22 protein-coding genes are annotated in these 13,297 nt (G+C 67.9%); all 22 read right to left on the minus strand.

Going from position 1 to position 13,297, the window contains the following annotated elements; all coding sequences use genetic code 11:
* Positions 1-10 precede the first annotated feature (10 nt).
* Positions 11-382 (minus strand): 50S ribosomal protein L18, encoded by a 372-nt coding sequence (gene rplR / locus CCE01nite_RS01220; protein ID WP_034625850.1) that lies wholly within the window; start codon positions 380-382, stop codon positions 11-13.
* 2 nt (positions 383-384) lie between these two features.
* A complete protein-coding gene (rplF, locus tag CCE01nite_RS01225; protein WP_034625854.1) occupies positions 385-924 on the minus strand; it encodes a 50S ribosomal protein L6 in 540 nt (179 codons plus the stop codon).
* A gap of 24 nt (positions 925-948) precedes the next feature.
* Positions 949-1,347: a 30S ribosomal protein S8 gene (gene rpsH / locus CCE01nite_RS01230; RefSeq protein WP_034625859.1), complete on the minus strand. Its 399-nt coding sequence runs from the start codon at positions 1,345-1,347 to the stop codon at positions 949-951.
* An 88-nt stretch (positions 1,348-1,435) separates the two neighbouring features.
* Positions 1,436-1,621, minus strand: a complete 186-nt coding sequence (locus CCE01nite_RS01235) for a type Z 30S ribosomal protein S14 (RefSeq protein WP_034625862.1) — start codon at positions 1,619-1,621, stop codon at positions 1,436-1,438.
* A gap of 1 nt (position 1,622) precedes the next feature.
* Positions 1,623-2,207 carry a 50S ribosomal protein L5 gene (gene rplE / locus CCE01nite_RS01240; RefSeq protein WP_034625865.1) on the minus strand — a complete coding sequence of 195 codons (585 nt, stop codon included), beginning with the start codon at positions 2,205-2,207 and terminating at the stop codon, positions 1,623-1,625.
* Entirely contained in the window at positions 2,207-2,548 is a 342-nt protein-coding gene (rplX, locus tag CCE01nite_RS01245; RefSeq protein ID WP_034625867.1) for a 50S ribosomal protein L24, read from the minus strand. Before rplX ends, rplE begins: the two co-directional genes overlap by 1 nt.
* 2 nt (positions 2,549-2,550) lie before the next feature.
* Complete coding sequence (rplN, locus tag CCE01nite_RS01250) at positions 2,551-2,919, minus strand: 50S ribosomal protein L14 (RefSeq protein ID WP_034625870.1); 369 nt, start codon at positions 2,917-2,919, stop codon at positions 2,551-2,553.
* Positions 2,920-3,052: 133 nt separating this feature from the next.
* On the minus strand, positions 3,053-3,373 hold the full coding sequence (gene rpsQ / locus CCE01nite_RS01255) for a 30S ribosomal protein S17 (RefSeq protein WP_034625873.1): 321 nt from the start codon (positions 3,371-3,373) through the stop codon (positions 3,053-3,055).
* Between the two features lie 7 nt (positions 3,374-3,380).
* Positions 3,381-3,620: a 50S ribosomal protein L29 gene (gene rpmC, locus CCE01nite_RS01260; protein WP_034625876.1), complete on the minus strand. Its 240-nt coding sequence runs from the start codon at positions 3,618-3,620 to the stop codon at positions 3,381-3,383.
* Entirely contained in the window at positions 3,620-4,036 is a 417-nt protein-coding gene (gene rplP / locus CCE01nite_RS01265; RefSeq protein WP_034625879.1) for a 50S ribosomal protein L16, read from the minus strand. Before rplP ends, rpmC begins: the two co-directional genes overlap by 1 nt.
* Positions 4,037-4,039: 3 nt before the next feature.
* Positions 4,040-4,882: a 30S ribosomal protein S3 gene (gene rpsC / locus CCE01nite_RS01270; protein ID WP_034625881.1), complete on the minus strand. Its 843-nt coding sequence runs from the start codon at positions 4,880-4,882 to the stop codon at positions 4,040-4,042.
* A complete protein-coding gene (gene rplV / locus CCE01nite_RS01275; protein ID WP_034625884.1) occupies positions 4,882-5,253 on the minus strand; it encodes a 50S ribosomal protein L22 in 372 nt (123 codons plus the stop codon). The genes rpsC and rplV overlap by 1 nt, the downstream gene beginning before the upstream one ends.
* Positions 5,254-5,309: 56 nt before the next feature.
* The gene (gene rpsS, locus CCE01nite_RS01280; RefSeq protein ID WP_034625887.1) at positions 5,310-5,591 is read right to left on the minus strand and encodes a 30S ribosomal protein S19; all 282 of its coding nucleotides are present in this window, start codon (positions 5,589-5,591) and stop codon (positions 5,310-5,312) included.
* A gap of 12 nt (positions 5,592-5,603) precedes the next feature.
* Complete coding sequence (gene rplB / locus CCE01nite_RS01285; protein ID WP_034625889.1) at positions 5,604-6,443, minus strand: 50S ribosomal protein L2; 840 nt, start codon at positions 6,441-6,443, stop codon at positions 5,604-5,606.
* A 34-nt stretch (positions 6,444-6,477) separates the two neighbouring features.
* On the minus strand, positions 6,478-6,780 hold the full coding sequence (rplW, locus tag CCE01nite_RS01290) for a 50S ribosomal protein L23 (protein ID WP_034625892.1): 303 nt from the start codon (positions 6,778-6,780) through the stop codon (positions 6,478-6,480).
* Positions 6,777-7,472 (minus strand): 50S ribosomal protein L4, encoded by a 696-nt coding sequence (rplD, locus tag CCE01nite_RS01295; protein ID WP_034625895.1) that lies wholly within the window; start codon positions 7,470-7,472, stop codon positions 6,777-6,779. Before rplD ends, rplW begins: the two co-directional genes overlap by 4 nt.
* A 4-nt stretch (positions 7,473-7,476) precedes the next feature.
* Positions 7,477-8,136: a 50S ribosomal protein L3 gene (rplC, locus tag CCE01nite_RS01300; protein ID WP_034625898.1), complete on the minus strand. Its 660-nt coding sequence runs from the start codon at positions 8,134-8,136 to the stop codon at positions 7,477-7,479.
* Between the two features lie 22 nt (positions 8,137-8,158).
* The gene (gene rpsJ, locus CCE01nite_RS01305; protein ID WP_012867945.1) at positions 8,159-8,467 is read right to left on the minus strand and encodes a 30S ribosomal protein S10; all 309 of its coding nucleotides are present in this window, start codon (positions 8,465-8,467) and stop codon (positions 8,159-8,161) included.
* A 487-nt stretch (positions 8,468-8,954) separates the two neighbouring features.
* On the minus strand, positions 8,955-10,148 hold the full coding sequence (gene tuf, locus CCE01nite_RS01310) for an elongation factor Tu (RefSeq protein ID WP_034625901.1): 1,194 nt from the start codon (positions 10,146-10,148) through the stop codon (positions 8,955-8,957).
* Positions 10,149-10,270: 122 nt separating this feature from the next.
* Complete coding sequence (gene fusA / locus CCE01nite_RS01315; RefSeq protein WP_034625906.1) at positions 10,271-12,373, minus strand: elongation factor G; 2,103 nt, start codon at positions 12,371-12,373, stop codon at positions 10,271-10,273.
* Positions 12,374-12,418: 45 nt separating this feature from the next.
* Complete coding sequence (gene rpsG / locus CCE01nite_RS01320) at positions 12,419-12,889, minus strand: 30S ribosomal protein S7 (protein ID WP_034625909.1); 471 nt, start codon at positions 12,887-12,889, stop codon at positions 12,419-12,421.
* Positions 12,890-12,891: 2 nt separating this feature from the next.
* Positions 12,892-13,263 carry a 30S ribosomal protein S12 gene (gene rpsL, locus CCE01nite_RS01325; protein ID WP_034625911.1) on the minus strand — a complete coding sequence of 124 codons (372 nt, stop codon included), beginning with the start codon at positions 13,261-13,263 and terminating at the stop codon, positions 12,892-12,894.
* Positions 13,264-13,297 lie beyond the last annotated feature (34 nt).

Genomic DNA, 13,297 nt, shown 5'->3' on the forward strand with positions numbered 1-13,297 from the left:
GTGGTCGTCGTCACAGGGCCAGACCGCCTTCGCGGGCCCCGTCGGCGACTGCTGCCACACGACCGTGGTACTTGTTGCCGCCGCGGTCGAAGACCACCGCGTCGATGCCGGCAGCCTTCGCCCGCTCGGCGACGAGCTCGCCGACCTTGCGCGCCTTGGCCGTCTTGTCGTCGCCCAGTGCGCGCAGGTCCGACTCGAGGGTCGACGCCGACGCGAGGGTGCGGCCGACGCTGTCGTCGACGACCTGCGCCGTGATGTGCCGGGCGGACCGGGTCACGACGAGACGCGGACGGGCGGTCGAACCACTGATCTTCTTGCGGAGCCGCAGGTGACGGCGCGTACGCGCGATCGCCTTGCCCTTGCCCCTGATCCCGATGGCCATGGCTACTTACCAGCCTTTCCGACCTTGCGGCGGACGTTCTCGCCGGCGTAGCGCACGCCCTTGCCCTTGTACGGCTCAGGCTTGCGGATCTTGCGGATGTTCGCGGCGACCTCGCCGACCTGCTGCTTGTCGATGCCGACGACCGCGAACTTGGTCGGCGACTCGACGGTGAACGTGATGCCCTCCGGCGGCTTGACCGCGACCGGGTGGCTGAAGCCGAGAGCGAACTCGAGCCCGCCGTCCTTGGCCGCGACGCGGTAACCGGTGCCCACGATCTCGAGCTTCTTCTCGTAGCCGGTGGTCACACCGGTCACGAGGTTGGCGAGCAGCGTGCGGGTCAGGCCGTGCAGCGAGCGCGAGTTGCGCTCGTCGTTGGGGCGCGTGACCACGAGCGCACCCGCGTCGTCACGTGCGACCTCGATGGGGGACGCGATCGTGTGCGCCAGGGTGCCCTTGGGGCCCTTGACCGTCACGACTGCGCCGTCGATGGTGACCTCGACGCCGGAGGGGACCGGGACGGGGACTCTGCCGATACGAGACATGGCTAGCTCCTTTCCGTCTCGGGCTTACCAGACGTAGGCGAGGACTTCCCCACCCACGCCCTTCTTGGCGGCCTGCTTGTCGGTGAGGAGACCGGAGGACGTGGACAGGATCGCCACGCCGAGGCCGCCGAGCACCTTGGGCAGGTTGGTCGACTTGGCGTACACGCGCAGGCCCGGCTTGGACACGCGCTTGATGCCGGCGAGCGAACGCTCGCGGTTCGGGCCGTACTTGAGCTCGATCACGAGGTACTTGCCCACGGGCGCGTCCTCGACCTTCCAGCCGGCGATGTAGCCCTCGGCCTGAAGGATCTCCGCGATGTGCGACTTCAGCTTCGAGAACGGCATCGAGACCGAGTCGTGGTGCGCGGAGTTCGCGTTGCGCAGACGCGTCAGGAAGTCTGCGATCGGGTCGGTCATCGTCATGGGGCGTCAGCCCTTCCTCGCCGGGGTATCTGCACGGTGGTGCGGCTCGCGCCGCACCACCGGAGCACAGACCTGCGGCGTAGTGGTTTTACCAGGAGCTCTTGGTGAGCCCGGGCAGCTCGCCGCGGTGCGCCATCTCACGGACGCAGATGCGGCAGAGGCCGAACTTGCGGTACACGCTGTGCGGACGTCCGCACCGCTGGCACCGGGTGTAGCCGCGCACCTTGAACTTGGGGGTCCCGGCGGCCTTGTTGACCAGGGCGGTCTTCGCCATGTCAGTCCTCCTTGAAGGGGAAGCCGAGACGCTTCAGCAGCGAGCGGCCCTCGTCGTCGGTCGAGGCGGTCGTCACGATCGTGATGTCCATGCCGCGCACGCGGTCGATCTTGTCCTGGTCGATCTCGTGGAACATGGACTGCTCCGTGAGACCGAACGTGTAGTTGCCGTGCCCGTCGAACTGCTTCGGCGACAGCCCGCGGAAGTCGCGGATGCGCGGAAGAGCGGTCGAGAGCAGGCGGTCGAGGAACTCCCACGCCCGGTCGCCACGCAGCGTGACGTGCGCGCCGATCGGCATGCCCTCACGCAGCTTGAACTGGGCGATGGACTTGCGAGCCTTCGTGACCTGCGGCTTCTGACCCGTGATGAGGGTCAGGTCGCGGATCGCGCCCTCGATGAGCTTGGAGTCCTTCGCGGCGTCACCGACACCCATGTTCACGACGACCTTGACGATCCGCGCGACCTGGTTGACGTTGACGTGGCTGAACTCCTCGCGCAGCGCCGGGACGATCTCCTCGGCGTAGCGCGACTTGAGACGCGGCTTGAGCGGCGCGTCCGGCGTGGTGGTGTCGTCGATCGCGGTCATCAGATGTCCTTACCGGAGCGCTTGGCGACGCGGACCCGGACGTTACGGGTGCGGCCGTCGCGCTCGACCTGCTCGGTGCGGTAGCCGACCCGGGTGCCCTTCTTGGTCTCCGGGTCCACCAGCATCACGTTGCTGATGTGGATGGGGGCCTCGACGGTCTCGATGCCACCCGTGCGGGTGCCGCGCGCCGACTGGCCGGCCTTCGTGTGCTTGGTCACGCGCTGCACGCCCTCGACGACGACGCGCTGCGTCTCCGTCAGGACCTCGAGCACGCGGCCCTGCTGGCCCTTGTCGCGGCCCGAGATGACGACGACGAGGTCGCCCTTCTTGATCTTGGCCATGGTCAGAGCACCTCCGGAGCCAGCGAGATGATCTTCATGAACTTCTTGTCACGCAGCTCCCGGCCCACCGGGCCGAAGATGCGCGTGCCACGAGGCTCACCGTCGTTCTTGAGGATCACGGCCGCGTTCTCGTCGAACTTGATGTACGAGCCGTCGGGACGCCGACGCTCCTTGCGGGTACGGACGATGACCGCCTTGACGACGTCGCCCTTCTTGACGTTGCCGCCGGGGATCGCATCCTTGACCGTCGCGACGATCACGTCACCGATGCCGGCGTAGCGACGCCCGGAGCCACCGAGGACGCGGATGCACAGAATCTCCTTGGCACCCGTGTTGTCGGCGACCCGAAGTCGGGACTCCTGCTGAATCATCTACTGAACTCCTGTCGTCTGCCGGTTCTCGCGGGGCGAGCCTGGCCGAACGTGTCGTTGCCGTCGTGCACACGTCGCTCCGGCCGAGCTGGCTCGGCCGGAGCCCGTGGGCAACCTTGAGTACTGCAGGGAACTACTTGGCCTTCTCGAGGATCTCCACCAGGCGGAACCGCTTGGTGGCCGAGAGGGGACGCGTCTCCATGATCAGGACGAGGTCGCCGACACCGGCAGCGCCGGCCTCGTCGTGCGCCTTGACCTTGCTCGTGCGCCGGATGACCTTGCCGTAGAGCGGGTGCTTGACCCGGTCCTCGACCTCCACCACGACGGTCTTCTCCATCTTGTCGCTCACCACGTACCCGCGGCGGACCTTGCGGTCCGCACGGGCGGCGGCGGCGGCGGTGGTCTCCTCGGCAGCCGAGGAGGCCGTTGCCTTGTCGTCAGTCTTCGCGCTCATCGTGACCTCACTCGCTCGCGCTCGGGGCGGTACGGATTCCGAGCTCGCGCTCGCGCAGGATCGTGTAGATCCGGGCGATGTCGCGGCGCACGGCCTTGAGCCGCCCGTGGCTCTCGAGCTGGCCCGTCGCCGACTGGAAGCGGAGGTTGAACAGCTCCTCCTTGGCCTTCTTCAGCTCGGCGACCAGGCGCTCGTCGTCGAAGGCGTCCAGCTCGCTGGGAGCCAGGTCCTTGGTTCCGATAGCCATCAGTTACCACCCTCGCGAACCACGAAACGGGTCTTCATCGGGAGCTTGTGCTGCGCGCGGCGCATGGCCTCGCGAGCCAGCGGCTCCGGGACGCCGGCGAGCTCGAAGAGAACTCGACCCGGCTTGACGTTGGCGATCCACCACTCGGGCGAGCCCTTGCCGGAACCCATGCGGGTCTCGGCGGGCTTCTTCGTGAGCGGACGGTCCGGGTAGATGTTGATCCAGACCTTGCCGCCACGCTTGATGTGGCGGGTCATCGCGATACGAGCAGCCTCGATCTGCCGGTTCGTGACGTAGGCCGGCTCGAGAGCCTGGATGCCGTACTCACCGAACGTGATCGTCGTGCCACCGGTCGCGGCGCCGGAGCGCCCCGGGTGGTGCTGCTTGCGGTGCTTCAGCCTGCGCGGGATCAGCACGGCTCAGGCCTCCGTTCCGGACTCAGGAGCAGGAGCGGCCGACTCGGTCGCTGCTGCCGGGGCCTCGGCCGCGGCCTCGGCCGGAGCCTCGGTGCGGTCGTTGCGACGCGGTGCGCCGCCGCGGGCGGGACGCTCGCCGCCACGGTCCTGACGCGGGCCACGGGCCGGGCGCGGAGCCTGGGTCGCCTGCTCGCGGGCGAACTCCTTCTCCGTCATGTCGCCCTTGTAGACCCAGACCTTGACGCCGATGCGCCCGAAGGTCGTGCGGGCCTCGAAGAAGCCGTAGTCGATGTTCGCGCGCAGCGTGTGCAGCGGCACACGACCCTCGCGGTAGAACTCCGTACGGCTCATCTCCGCGCCACCGAGGCGGCCGGAGACCTGCACCCGAATGCCCTTGGCACCCGCGCGCTGGGCGCTCTGGATGCCCTTGCGCATGGCGCGACGGAACGAGACACGGCTCGCGAGCTGCTCCGCGATGCCCTGGGCGACCAGCTGGGCCTCGATCTCGGCGTTCTTGACCTCGAGGATGTTCAGCTGGACCTGCTTGCCCGTGAGCTTCTCGAGCTCGCCGCGGATGCGGTCGGCCTCCGCGCCACGACGCCCGATGACGATGCCCGGGCGGGCGGTGTGGATGTCGACGCGGACGCGGTCACGCGTGCGCTCGATCTCGACCTTGGCGATGCCCGCGCGCTCGAGACCCGTGCTCATGAGCTTGCGGATCTGCACGTCCTCGCGGACGTAGTCGCGGTAGCGCTGCCCCGGCTTGGTGGAGTCGGCGAACCAGCGCGAACGGTGGTCTGTCGTGATGCCCAGGCGATACCCGAGCGGGTTGACCTTCTGTCCCACTATCGGGTCCTTCCCTTCGTGCTCTCGCGCTCCGCGACCACGACCGTGATGTGGCTCGTGCGCTTGAGGATCTGGCTGGCGCGGCCCTGCGCCCGGGGGCGGAACCGCTTGAGGGTCGGGCCCTCGTCGACGTACACCTCGGAGATGTAGAGGTCCTGCTCGTCCAGACGCTCGTTCGCGCGCTTCGCACCCTCACGGGCGTTCGCGATCGCGCTCTCGACCACCTTGAGGACGGTCTCCCCTGCGGCCTGCGGTGCGAACTTCAGCACCGCCACGGCCTCGCCGGCCTGCTTGCCACGGATGAGGTCCACGACGCGCCGGGCCTTCTGGGGCGTGACGCGGACGAACCGCGCCTTCGCCTTGGCTTCCATTGCTGTCCTGCCTTCTGTCTCTGCCGTCAAGGACGTCGCCTGAGCTGACCCGGGGGTCAGCGGCGACGGCCCTTCCGGTCGTCCTTCTCGTGGCCGCGGAACGTACGCGTGGGGGCGAACTCGCCGAGCTTGTGCCCGACCATCGACTCCGTGACGAACACCGGCGTGTGCTTGCGGCCGTCGTGCACCGCGAACGTGTGGCCGAGGAAGTCCGGCGTGATCATCGAACGACGGGACCAGGTCTTGATGACCGCCTTGGTCCCCTTCTCGTTCTGGACGTCGACCTTCTTCTGCAGGTGGCCGTCGACGAACGGGCCCTTCTTCAGGCTGCGTGGCATCTCAGGCTCCTATCAGCGCTTGTTCTTGCCGGTGCGCCGACGGCGCACGATGAGCTTGTCGCTCGGCTTGTTCGGACGGCGGGTACGACCCTCGGCCTGGCCCCACGGGCTGACCGGGTGACGACCACCGGAGGTCTTGCCCTCACCACCACCGTGCGGGTGGTCGATCGGGTTCATCGCGACACCGCGGACGGAGGGCCGCTTGCCCTTCCAGCGCATGCGGCCGGCCTTGCCCCAGTTGATGTTCGACTGCTCGGCGTTGCCCACCTCGCCGACCGTGGCGCGGCAGCGCAGGTCGACGTTGCGGATCTCGCCGGAGGGCATGCGCAGCTGCGCGTACGGGCCGTCCTTGGCGACGAGCTGCACGGACGCACCCGCCGAGCGGGCGATCTTCGCGCCGCCACCGGGCTTGAGCTCGATGGCGTGGATGACCGTACCGGTCGGGATGTTGCGCAGCGGCAGGTTGTTGCCGGGCTTGATGTCCGCCGTGGCGCCGTTCTCGACGACGTCACCCTGCGACAGCTTGTTCGGCGCGATGATGTAGCGCTTCTCGCCGTCCGCGTAGTGCAGGAGCGCGATGCGCGCGGTGCGGTTGGGGTCGTACTCGATGTGCGCGACCTTGGCCGGGACGCCGTCCTTGTCGTGGCGACGGAAGTCGATGACGCGGTACGCACGCTTGTGACCGCCACCCTGGTGGCGCATGGTCACGCGACCGGTCGAGTTGCGACCACCGGTCTTGTGCAGCGGGCGAACCAGCGACTTCTCCGGCGTGGAGCGCGTGATCTCGACGAAGTCGGCGACGCTGGAGCCACGGCGGCCCGGCGTCGTCGGCTTGTACTTGCGGATTCCCATGGGGATCTGTCCTCAATCTGCTCTCAGGACGGCGTCAGCCGACCGGTCCGCCGAAGATGTCGATGGTGCCCTCGCGGAGGGAGACGATCGCCCGCTTGGTGTCCTTGCGACGCCCGATGCCGAACTTCGTGCGGCGCGCCTTGCCCTTGCGGTTGATCGTGTTCACCGAGGCGACCTTGACCGAGAAGATCTGCTCGATCGCGATCTTGATCTCGGTCTTGTTCGCGCGGGGGTCCACGATGAACGTGTACTTGCCCTCGTCGAGCAGCCCGTAGCTCTTCTCCGAGACGACCGGAGCGAGCAGGATGTCGCGGGGGTCCTTGCCGACGGCGGTCACTTCGTCTCCTCCTCAGCGGCCTCGGACTCCGTGGCCACCGCAGTCGCGCTCCGGCCCTTGGCGGGGCCGGCGAGGAACGCGTCGAGCGCGCCCTGCGTGAAGACGACGTCGTCCGAGATGAGCACGTCGTAGGTGTTGAGCTGGTCCGAGACCAGCAGGTGCACCCGCTCGACGTTGCGCAGCGACTTCCAGGTGATCTCGTCCTGGCGCTCGACCACGACGAGGACGTTCTTGCGGCCCGAGAGGTTCGCGAGAACCTGCAGCGCGGACTTGGTCGACGGCGCGGCGCCCGGCGCGAAGCCGGAGACGACGTGCACGCGGCCGGCGCGGGCGCGGTCCGAGAGAGCACCGCGGAGCGCCGCGGCCTTCATCTTCTTCGGGGTCCGCTGGGAGTAGTCGCGCGGCGTGGGGCCGTGGACGACGCCACCACCGGCGAACTGCGGGGCGCGGGTCGAGCCCTGACGGGCGCGGCCGGTGCCCTTCTGCTTGTACGGCTTCCTGCCGCCACCACGGACCTCTCCACGAGTCTTCGTGGAGTGCGTGCCCTGGCGTGCCGCAGCAAGCTGCGCGACGACGACCTGGTGGATCAGCGGGACGTTCGTCTGGACGTCGAAGACCTCGGCAGGCAGGTCGGCGGTGCCGGCCTTCTTGCCGTCGGCGTTCAGGACGTCCACGGTGAGGGTCTCAGACATGAGCTCATGCCCCCTTCGCGGCGGAGCGCACGACGACGACGCCACCCTTGGGGCCGGGAACGGCGCCCTTGACGAGCACCAGGCCCCTCTCGGCGTCGATCGCGTGCACGGTGAGGTTCTGGGTGGTCTGGCGGTCGACGCCCATCCGCCCGGCCATCTTCATGCCACGGAACACGCGCGACGGGGTCGAGGCCCCACCGATCGAGCCGGGCTTGCGGTGGTTGCGGTGCGCACCGTGGGAGGCGCCGACGCCGTGGAAGCCGTGACGCTTCATGACGCCCGCGGTGCCCTTGCCCTTGGTGGTGCCGATGACGTCGACCTTGGCGCCGGCCTCGAAGGCCGCCGCGGTGATCTCCTGGCCGAGCGTGTACTCGGTGGCGTCCGGCGTGCGGATCTCGGCCACGTGCCGGCGCGGGGTGACCCCGGCCTTCTCGAAGTGGCCCTTCAGCGGCTGGCTCACCTTGCGCGGGTCGATCTGGCCGTAGGCCAGCTGGACCGCGGCGTAGCCGTCCGTGTCAGCGGAGCGGACCTGGGTCACGACGTTGGTGCCGACCTGCAGCACGGTGACGGGGACGAGACGCCCGTTGGCGTCCCAGACCTGCGTCATGCCGAGCTTGGTGCCGAGCAGCGCCGTGACGGGGCGCGCGTTCTGCTGGGTAGTCATAGAGATCAGTTCCTTCCCAGCGTCAGAGCTTGATCTCGATGTTCACGTCCGCGGGCAGGTCGAGACGCATGAGCGAGTCGACCGCCTTCGGCGTGGGATCGATGATGTCGATGAGCCGCTTGTGCGTGCGCATCTCGAAGTGCTCGCGGCTGTCCTTGTACTTGTGAGGCGACCGGATGACGCAGAAGACGTTCTTCTCCGTCGGCAGCGGCACCGGACCCACGACCGTCGCACCAGCGCGCGTCACCGTGTCGACGATCTTGCGCGCCGAGCTGTCGATGACCTCGTGGTCGTAGGACTTGAGCCGGATGCGGATCTTCTGTCCCGCCATGGCGTCGTCTACTTCTCTCTCTCGAACCGCTTCTGTCCGACCCCCGCACTCGGGCGTGTCGCTCTGCGCGACATACCTTTGCGCTGCGCACCGGCCGCTGTGGACCCGTGCGAGGTCGTTGGTTGCTGACTGAGCCCCGCCACCGGGTGACCCCGGGGCCTGCAGGACTCTCAACGTGTCTGCGCCCGGGCGGGTCATGCGCACCCACGGCTGGACCTCCGACGGGGCAGAACCCCGAGCAGATCCGCACACTCGCGTGTGCACAGTGGCGCGCACCCTCACCGGGCAACCTCGCTAGTGTGCCAGATCCCCCGCAGGAACTCCAATCCCTGCCGGGAGTGACCCTGCACACCTGTCGACGCGCTCCCCCGCCGCACCGCGGTCCGCCCGGCTCGAGGCCGGCGACCGGACCGCGGCCGCGAGCCGTGACCGGCCGACCGGGGGCATGCGAAGGGCCCGGGTGCGAGCACCCGGGCCCTTCGTCAGATCACTTGATGATCTTGATGACGCGACCCGAACCGACGGTCCGGCCACCCTCACGGATGGCGAAGCCGAGGCCCTCCTCCATCGCGATCGGCTGGATCAGCTGGACCGAGATCTCGGTGTTGTCGCCGGGCATGACCATCTCGGTGCCCTCGGGCAGCGTGATGACGCCGGTGACGTCCGTCGTGCGGAAGTAGAACTGGGGGCGGTAGTTCCCGTAGAACGGGTTGTGACGGCCACCCTCGTCCTTCGCCAGGATGTAGACCTGGCCCTCGAACTCGGTGTGCGGCGTGATCGAGCCGGGCTTGACGACGACCTGGCCGCGCTCGACCTCCTCGCGCTTCGTGCCGCGAAGGAGCAGACCGACGTTCTCGCCGGCCTCGGCGTAGTCGAGCAGCTTGCGGAACATCTCGACGCCGGTGACCGTGGTCTTGATCGCCTTCTCCTTGATGCCGACGATCTCCACCTCCTCGTTCACCTTGAGCTTGCCGCGCTCCACGCGACCGGTGACGACGGTGCCACGACCGGTGATCGTGAAGACGTCCTCGATGGGCATGAGGAACGGCTTGTCGATGTCGCGGACCGGGTCCGGGACGCTCTCGTCGACCGCGTCCAGCAGGTCCTCGACGGACTTGACCCAGACCGGGTCGCCCTCGAGGGCCTTGAGGCCCGAGACGCGCACGACGGGGACGTCGTCGCCGGCGAAGCCCTGCGCGCTGAGCAGCTCGCGGACCTCGACCTCGACGAGCTCGAGGATCTCCTCGTCGTCGACCATGTCGGTCTTGTTGAGCGCGACGAGCAGGTACGGGACGCCGACCTGACGGGCGAGCAGGACGTGCTCACGCGTCTGGGCCATGGGGCCGTCGGTCGCCGCGACCACGAGGATCGCGCCGTCCATCTGCGCCGCACCCGTGATCATGTTCTTGATGTAGTCCGCGTGACCAGGAGCGTCGACGTGCGCGTAGTGGCGCTTCTCCGTCTGGTACTCGACGTGCGCGATGTTGATCGTGATACCGCGCTGCTTCTCCTCCGGCGCCTTGTCGATCTCGTCGAACGGCGTGAAGGGGTTGAGGTCGGGGTACTTGTCGTGCAGCACCTTCGAGATCGCGGCCGTCAGCGTGGTCTTGCCGTGGTCGACGTGACCGATCGTGCCGATGTTGACGTGCGGCTTGGTGCGCTCGAACTTCGCCTTGCCCACTGTGGGTCCTCCTCAGGACTCTGGTAGAGATTTCCGGATCGCTCCCGGCCATGCTGGCACGGCCGGGAGCGTTCGGTCCTACGGGTCGGGTGGTTGGTACTTCAGGTGTCGACCTGTGGGACCTACTCGCCCCGGGTCTTCTTGATGATCTCCTCGGCAACGTTACGAGGAACCTCGGCGTAGCTGTCGAACTGCATCGAGTACACGGCACGACCCTGGGTCTTCGACCGCAGGTCGCCGACGTAGCCGAACATCTCGGAGAGCGGGACCTGGGCCCGGATCACCTTGACGCCGGTCGCGTCCTCCATGGACTGGATCATGCCTCGGCGGGAGTTGATGTCGCCGATGACCTCACCCATGTAGTCCTCGGGCGTGCGCACCTCGACGGCCATGACCGGCTCCAGCAGGACCGGGTCGGCCTTGCGGACGGCTTCCTTGAGGATCATCGAGCCCGCGATCTTGAACGCCATCTCCGAGGAGTCGACGTCGTGCGCAGCGCCGTCGAGCAGGATGGCCTTGACGCCCACGAGCGGGAAGCCCGCCAGGACGCCGAGCTCCATCGCGCTCTGGATACCGGCGTCGACCGAGGGGATGTACTCCCGCGGGATGCGACCACCGGTGACCTTGTTCTCGAACTCGTACAGCTCGCCCTCGGCAGGGTCCAGCGGCTGGAAGGTCATCTGCACCTTCGCGTACTGGCCCGACCCTCCGGTCTGCTTCTTGTGGACGTAGTCGATCTTCTCGACCGAGCGACGGATCGTCTCGCGGTACGCCACCTGCGGCTTGCCGACGTTCGCCTCGACCTTGAACTCGCGACGCATGCGGTCGACGAGGATGTCGAGGTGGAGCTCGCCCATGCCGCCGATGACGGTCTGGCCGGTCTCGTCGTCGTGGCGGACCCGGAACGTCGGGTCCTCTTCGGCGAGCTTCTGGATCGCGACGCCCAGCTTCTCCTGGTCGCCCTTCGTCTTCGGCTCGATCGCCACGTCGATGACGGGCTCCGGGAACGTCATCGACTCGAGGACCACCGGTGCGGCGATGTCGCACAGGGTGTCGCCGGTCGTGACGTCCTTGAGACCGATGAACGCGTAGATGTGGCCCGCCGTGGCGTCCTCGACCGGGTTCTCCTTGTTGGAGTGCATCTGGAAGAGCTTCCCGATGCGCTCCTTCTTGCCCTTGGTCGCGTTGAGCACCTGGGCGCCCTGCGAGACCTTGCCGGAGTACACGCGGACGTAGGTCAGCTTCCCGAAGAACGGGTGCGAGGCGACCTTGAACGCGAGGGCCGAGAACGGCTCCGTGGAGTCGGGGTGACGCTCGACCACGACCTCCTCGTCACGCACGTCGTGACCCTGCACGGCAGGCACGTCGAGCGGCGTGGGGAGGTAGTCGATGACGGCGTCGAGCATGGGCTGGACGCCCTTGTTCTTGAACGCCGAGCCGCACAGGACCGGGTAGGCCTCGCTCGCCACGGTGAGCTTGCGGATGCCCGCCTTGATCTCCGCGACCGTGAGCTCCTCGCCGCCCAGGTACTTCTCGAGCAGCGCCTCGTCGGTCTCGGCGACGGCCTCGATGAGCTCGGCGCGGTACTTCTCCGCCTTCTCGACGAGGTCGGCCGGGATGTCCTCGGTCGAGTACTCCTCGCCGAGCGCGGTCTCGCCGCGCCACACGAGGGCCTTCTGCTCGACCAGGTCGACGACGCCGATGAAGTCGTTCTCGGAGCCGATCGGGATCTGGATGACGAGCGGCTTGGCCTTCAGACGGTCGACGATGGTCTTGACCGTGTAGTAGAAGTCGGCGCCGAGCTTGTCCATCTTGTTGACGAAGCAGATGCGGGGGACCTCGTACTTGTCCGCCTGCCGCCACACCGTCTCGGACTGGGGCTCGACCCCCTCCTTGCCGTCGAACACCGCGACCGCACCGTCGAGGACGCGCAGCGAGCGCTCGACCTCGACCGTGAAGTCCACGTGGCCCGGGGTGTCGATGATGTTGATCTGGTTGTTCTTCCAGTAGCAGGTCGTCGCGGCGGACGTGATCGTGATGCCGCGCTCCTGCTCCTGCTCCATCCAGTCCATCGTCGACGCGCCGTCGTGCGTCTCACCGATCTTGTAGTTGACCCCGGTGTAGAACAGGATCCGCTCGGTGGTCGTCGTCTTGCCGGCATCGATGTGCGCCATGATGCCGATGTTGCGGACCTTGTTCAGGTCCGTCAGCACGTCCAGTGCCACGTGTTCAGCCCCTTGTCGGTTGGCTCGGGTTCGCGGAAGCCGGGATTACCAGCGGTAGTGCGCGAACGCCTTGTTGGACTCGGCCATCTTGTGCATGTCCTCGCGACGCTTGACCGCGGCACCGAGGCCGTTGCTGGCGTCGAGGATCTCGTTCATGAGGCGCTCGGTCATCGTCTTCTCGCGACGGGCGCGGGAGTAGTCGGTGAGCCAGCGCAGGGCCAGCGTCGTCGAGCGCACGGGGCGGACCTCGACGGGGACCTGGTAGGTCGCGCCACCGACGCGGCGCGAGCGGACCTCGAGCGCGGGGCGGACGTTCTCGAGCGCGCGCTTGAGCACGACGACCGGGTCGCCCTGCGTCTTCTCGCGGACACCCTCGAGCGCGCCGTAGACGATGTGCTCGGCGACGGACTTCTTGCCGTCGAGCAGCACCTTGTTGATGAGCTGCGTGACGACCGGCGACCCGTAGACGGGGTCGATGACGAGCGGCCGCTTCGGGGCCGGACCCTTGCGAGGCATGGTCAGCCCACCTTCTTCGCGCCGTAGCGGCTGCGCGCCTGCTTGCGGTTCTTCACGCCCTGCGTGTCGAGGGCGCCACGGACGATCTTGTAGCGGACACCGGGCAGGTCCTTCACGCGACCGCCGCGGACGAGCACGATGGAGTGCTCCTGCAGGTTGTGGCCGACGCCGGGGATGTACGCGGTGACCTCGACCTGGCTCGAGAGCTTGACGCGCGCGACCTTGCGGAGAGCCGAGTTCGGCTTCTTCGGGGTGGTCGTGTAGACGCGGGTGCACACACCGCGGCGCTGCGGGCTGCCCTGGAGCGCGGGGGTCTTCGACTTGTTCACTTTCGCCTGCCGGCCCTTGCGGACCAGCTGCTGGATCGTAGGCACTACGTCTCCGAGTCTGTTGGTGGAACTCTGGTCG

Origin of the sequence: Cellulomonas cellasea, assembly GCF_006538745.1 — a bacterium.
Taxonomy (GTDB): Bacteria; Actinomycetota; Actinomycetes; order Actinomycetales; family Cellulomonadaceae; genus Cellulomonas_A; species Cellulomonas_A cellasea.